This window comes from Faecalibacterium tardum (assembly GCF_040096515.1).
Taxonomy (GTDB): Bacteria; Bacillota; Clostridia; order Oscillospirales; family Ruminococcaceae; genus Faecalibacterium; species Faecalibacterium tardum.
Genome location: NZ_JBBMEO010000062.1, coordinates 1 through 4,550, shown reverse-complemented (window position 1 = coordinate 4,550; position 4,550 = coordinate 1). Strand labels below are relative to the sequence as shown.

The window sequence follows — 4,550 nt, the reverse complement described above, 5'->3', positions numbered from 1 at the left end:
TTCCAACACGAATATAGGTTCCGTTACAAGTTCTTTCGATATTGTTCAATTTTCAAGGTCCTGTGCGCCGCAGCCTTAGCGGCTGGCGACTTGATTATTTTACCACAGAAGCGGTTTTTTGTCAAGCACTTTTTTTGAGAAGCTTTTGAAGGACGGGTTAAGTAAATAAGTGCAATCACAAGCCATTAACTTTCTGGATTTTACCATGCAAATTGCGTGGAGACAGGAGGTTTAATGGCTTTGTTTTTTTATAAGGAAAAGAATAAAGACATACGGGCAGCGGCCTATCTGAGATTGTCCATCGAGGATGGTGACAAGGCCGAAAGCAACAGCATCGGCAATCAAAGAGAACTGATTCGGGATTTTGCAGCAGAACACCCTGAACTGCACCTGACAGAAGAATACGCCGATGATGGCTACACGGGAACGAATTTTGAGCGTCCGGGTTTTAATCGGATGATGGAGGATATTAAATCCGGCAAAATCAACTGCATCATCGTCAAGGACTTATCCCGACTTGGCCGTAACTACATTGAGATGGGAAAGTATCTGGAACAGATTTTCCCGATGATGGGGATTCGGTTTATCGCCATCAATGACAACTATGATAACGCCAACGCCGAGAGCAACGATTCGGACAACATTGTGGTTCCGTTTAAGAATCTGCTGAACGACTCCTACTGCCGGGATATTTCCATCAAGGTGCGCAGCCAGTTGGACATGAAACGGCGCAAAGGAGAGTTCATCGGCGGCTATGCAATCTATGGTTATTGCAAAGATGAACGAAATAAGAATCGATTGATAATAGACGATTATGCAGCGGATATTGTTCGTTCTATCTACCGCAGAAAACTGGAAGGAATGAGCGCACAGGCGATTGCCGAACAGCTGAACAGCGAGAATGTGCTGGCCCCCAGCGAGTACAAACGGCTGTGCGGTCTGAACTACCACAGTGGCTTCAAAGCTGGCACTCATGCGAAGTGGCAGGCAATTCAGGTACTTCGGATTCTGAAAAATGAAGTCTACACCGGGACGATGGTGCAGGGCAGGCGGCAGAAAATCAATTACAAAATCAAAAAGATTCGGGATGTGGAAGAATCCGGCTGGATCAGAGTTCCCAATATGCACGAAGCAATCATTCCGCAAAAACTGTTTGACACTGTGCAGGAAGTTTTGAAACTGGACACCTGTGCATCGAAAGGACAGCAGGCTGTCAATCTCTTTTCGGGCATCGTTCGCTGCGGTGGTTGTGGGCAGAACATGGTGCGGCGCACGGTGTCGAAAAACGGAAAGAAATATATTTATCTGCACTGCGTCACAAACCACAACGGCTTAGGCTGTTCCTCACATCTTATCAGCGAAAGTAAGCTGGCCGAAGTGGTGCTGGCCGCATTGCAGGGGAAAGTCCAGCAGATTAGAGGACTGGAACATCGGCTCGATGAAATCAATGAGATTCCCAAGAATGAACGCAGACTGAAATCTGTGGAAGAACATCTGAAAATGCTGGAGCAGGAAGAACAGAAATACCAGACCTTGCGCCGCCAGCTTTATGAGGATATGAGCAGCGGTATTGTCAGCAAGGAAGAGTATAAGGAGTTCAGCCATTCCTTTAATGAAAAGGTTGAAGCTATCCGTAAGGCCAAAGCAGAAATGAACCGCCAGAGGGATTGTCTGAACAATCTGGATGTGGAACATCTGCCGTGGATCGAAGATTTCAAGTCCTACCAAAACCTGACAAGTCTGAACCGCCGCGTTCTGGTGGAACTGGTAGAGAGCATCACCGTCTATGATAAGGAACACATTCATATCCAGTATCGGTTCGATCAGGAAATTCGCAATGTGCTGGAATATTGCAGTAGTGTTCCGGCAGCAGAAACGGAGGAAGGTGCAGTATGAAGTGTGTAAGCTATACCCGGACACTTCCTTGGAAGAACCATCAAAGTAAACTGACGATTGCCGAGCAGAATCAGCGCATTGCGGCATATCTGGCGGAACATAAAGAGCTGGATTTGCAGAAAAAGTATTCTGACCGCAAGAACGATGAAAAGGCGCGCACCGCGTTCGACCAAATGACCAATGATGGCGTAGAGCGAAAATTTGATTGCATTATTGTGGCATCCATGTATTACTGTGGGCCGGATTTCCCGACGGTACGGCAGGCAATCAAGGAAACGCTCTATGCAACGGGCATCGACCTAATCGTGCTGGAGGAGGGTTTGGATACCAGAGCCGTCAGCCGAAAAGAAGTCGAGGACTATTTTGAAGCAAAACGCTGTGAGATGCACGCGGAAATCATGTTTGCGTGGAGAAAGAAACAGGGCGCAGGATTCCGGCTGACAAACTCTGTTCCGTTCGGTTACATCCGCAGAAATGGCGAAAGCAATATGGTAAAGGATGAAGAAGTTGCTCCATATTTGAGCGAGGCTTTTTCCAGATATGCGTCCGGCCAGAAAATGCGTAACATTGCAAAGTGGTTGAACGAGCAAGGCGTGGAACCTCCCATGAAGCACAAAAAGAGAATTCTGGGGAAGCCTTATGATGCAGAACCAGACCAATGGACAACGGATATGCTGCGATGCTTATTCCGAAATCCAACTTATACGGGCGCAGCGGCAAATGGAAGCCGCCAGATCATGGCGGAAAACTGCCAGGAGCCGTACATAACAAAAGAACAGTTTTATGAGTTCCCGTGCAATATGCGCGAGGGCGAAAACAAAATCTCTATTCGGAAAAGCTACAAAAAACCGAATCCGTTGGCGAAGCATATTGTCTGCACCTGTGGCTGTGCGCTCTGCTGGCACAAGGATAAGAAAACAGGGGAAGAACTTTTCTATTGCCGCTACTGCCGCGCGCGCAAGGAAAATGGAAAAAATCTGAAAGTTCCAGCAGCTACTATTTATAAAAAGGTGATGGATGCTCTGGAATTGGAACATCTGGAAGAGGAAAAGATGGCTGCTGCAATTCAGCAGGGAGCTGGCAGAAAAGCGATTGAGGTCATCCGGGCTGAAAGGTCGGTGCAGATGAAGTCTGTTCTGGCTGAACTGAATATGGAACAGTTTCGTCGTGTGCCGCTGTATGAAAGTTACATGGCAAACGAAATCACTGAAGAACAGTATCATGCCGAACTGTTGGACTATGAAGAAGCGCATCGGAAACTGAATGAGCAGCTTACAGCGATTATGGAAGATACACTGGTATGGGAACGGGCGTTGAGCCTGCGCAATCCGTGGATTCAGCAGATGGCACAGTATAAGACCCCAGAGAAACTTGAACGCAACTTTGTAAAAAAGTATATCGAGCAGGTCACAGTTACATTACTGGGCAATGGACAGGCAGAAATCAGCCTGACAATGAAAACGTATGAATGGAAACAGATGCTTGGTCGGATAGAGATGGAGGACACAGACAATGGCACGAAAGAGTAGAAAGAATCTTCCGCAGCCGGAGCAGACAGCGGTTTCTGTGCTGCTCCCAGAATTGGACGAAGCGAGGATGCCAGCGGCAATCTATGGACGGCTTTCCGTTGAGGACGATGAAAAAAAAGAAAGCATGGAAACGCAGATCGCGCTTGTGCAGGATTATATCAACCGCAGCAGCGAACTGAACTATGTGGATACTTACTTTGATAATGGCTTTACGGGAACAAATTTCAAGCGGCCTGCATTTACCCGTCTGATGAACGATGTGCGGCAGAAGAAAATCAAGTGCATTGTGGTGAAGGACCTCTCGCGCTTTGGTCGCAACTATCTGGAAGCAGGATACTATATCGAAACGGTGTTCCCATTTTTGGGCGTTCGACTGATTGCTGTTACAGATAATTTTGACAGTACGCGCAAAGAGGACATGGAAAGTCTGGCTCTCCCGATTCGGAATATGGTTAACGCAATGTACGCGAAAGACATATCCAAAAAGATATGGACTTCTTTGCAGCGTAAGAAAGAAGCAGGCTATGCTGTTGGAAACGATGCTCCGTATGGCTATATTCGGAACCCCATGACAAAGCGAAATGAAATTGACCCGGAAGCTGCATTTTATGTGCAGTTGATTTTCCAGTGGGAACTGATGGGCGTACCGATTTTTGAAATCGCCCGACGAATGACATTGCTGCAGGTTCCGACTCCACGGGAGTGGCATAGAAAAATGGTTGAGGGAAAAGAAGTGCTTACCTGTAAAAAGTGGGGCGTAACCACGATCCGGCATATTCTGGAAAATCAAACCTATGTGGGAGATACCATCAACAATAAAAGTACACAGAAGTTATTCGCAGGACAGGACAGGCACGACCTTCCCAAAGAACAGTGGTATGTGGCAAAGAACACACATCCGGCCATCATCGCAAGGGATGATTTTGAAAAGGTGCAAAAAATCTTGAACAAGAATCGAGCAGTATTCCAGACAGTAAGAGCAAAGTCGGAGCAGATTCGGGCAGAATATCAGAATGACCTTGCCGGAATGGTATTTTGTGCAGACTGCGGCAGACCGATGGAGTTTGAACGACTGCCGCATGGAGCGGAAGAAAGTAAAAAGGTCTGCTATTACATCTGCAAGGC

General features: G+C 47.1%; 3 protein-coding genes. All 3 read left to right on the top strand.

The genetic code is table 11. The features are described from left to right. Nucleotides 1-234: 234 nt before the first annotated feature. Nucleotides 235-1,896, top strand: coding sequence for a recombinase family protein (locus WMO44_RS14360; RefSeq protein WP_349152988.1), 1,662 nt, complete (start codon nt 235-237; stop codon nt 1,894-1,896). Continuing rightward, entirely contained in the window at nt 1,893-3,425 is a 1,533-nt protein-coding gene (locus tag WMO44_RS14355; protein ID WP_349152987.1) for a recombinase family protein, read from the top strand. Before WMO44_RS14360 ends, WMO44_RS14355 begins: the two co-directional genes overlap by 4 nt. Then, nucleotides 3,409-4,550: recombinase family protein (locus WMO44_RS14350; RefSeq protein WP_349152986.1), on the top strand; the 1,142-nt coding region annotated here is incomplete at its 3' end. The genes WMO44_RS14355 and WMO44_RS14350, both read left to right, overlap by 17 nt.

Excerpts from the sequence above, each read along its gene's own strand:
- WMO44_RS14360 (WP_349152988.1), top strand. The coding sequence starts at position 235 with ATGGCTTTGTTTTTTTATAAGGAAAAGAATAAAGACATACGGGCAGCG.
- WMO44_RS14355 (WP_349152987.1), top strand. The coding sequence starts at position 1,893 with ATGAAGTGTGTAAGCTATACCCGGACACTTCCTTGGAAGAACCATCAA.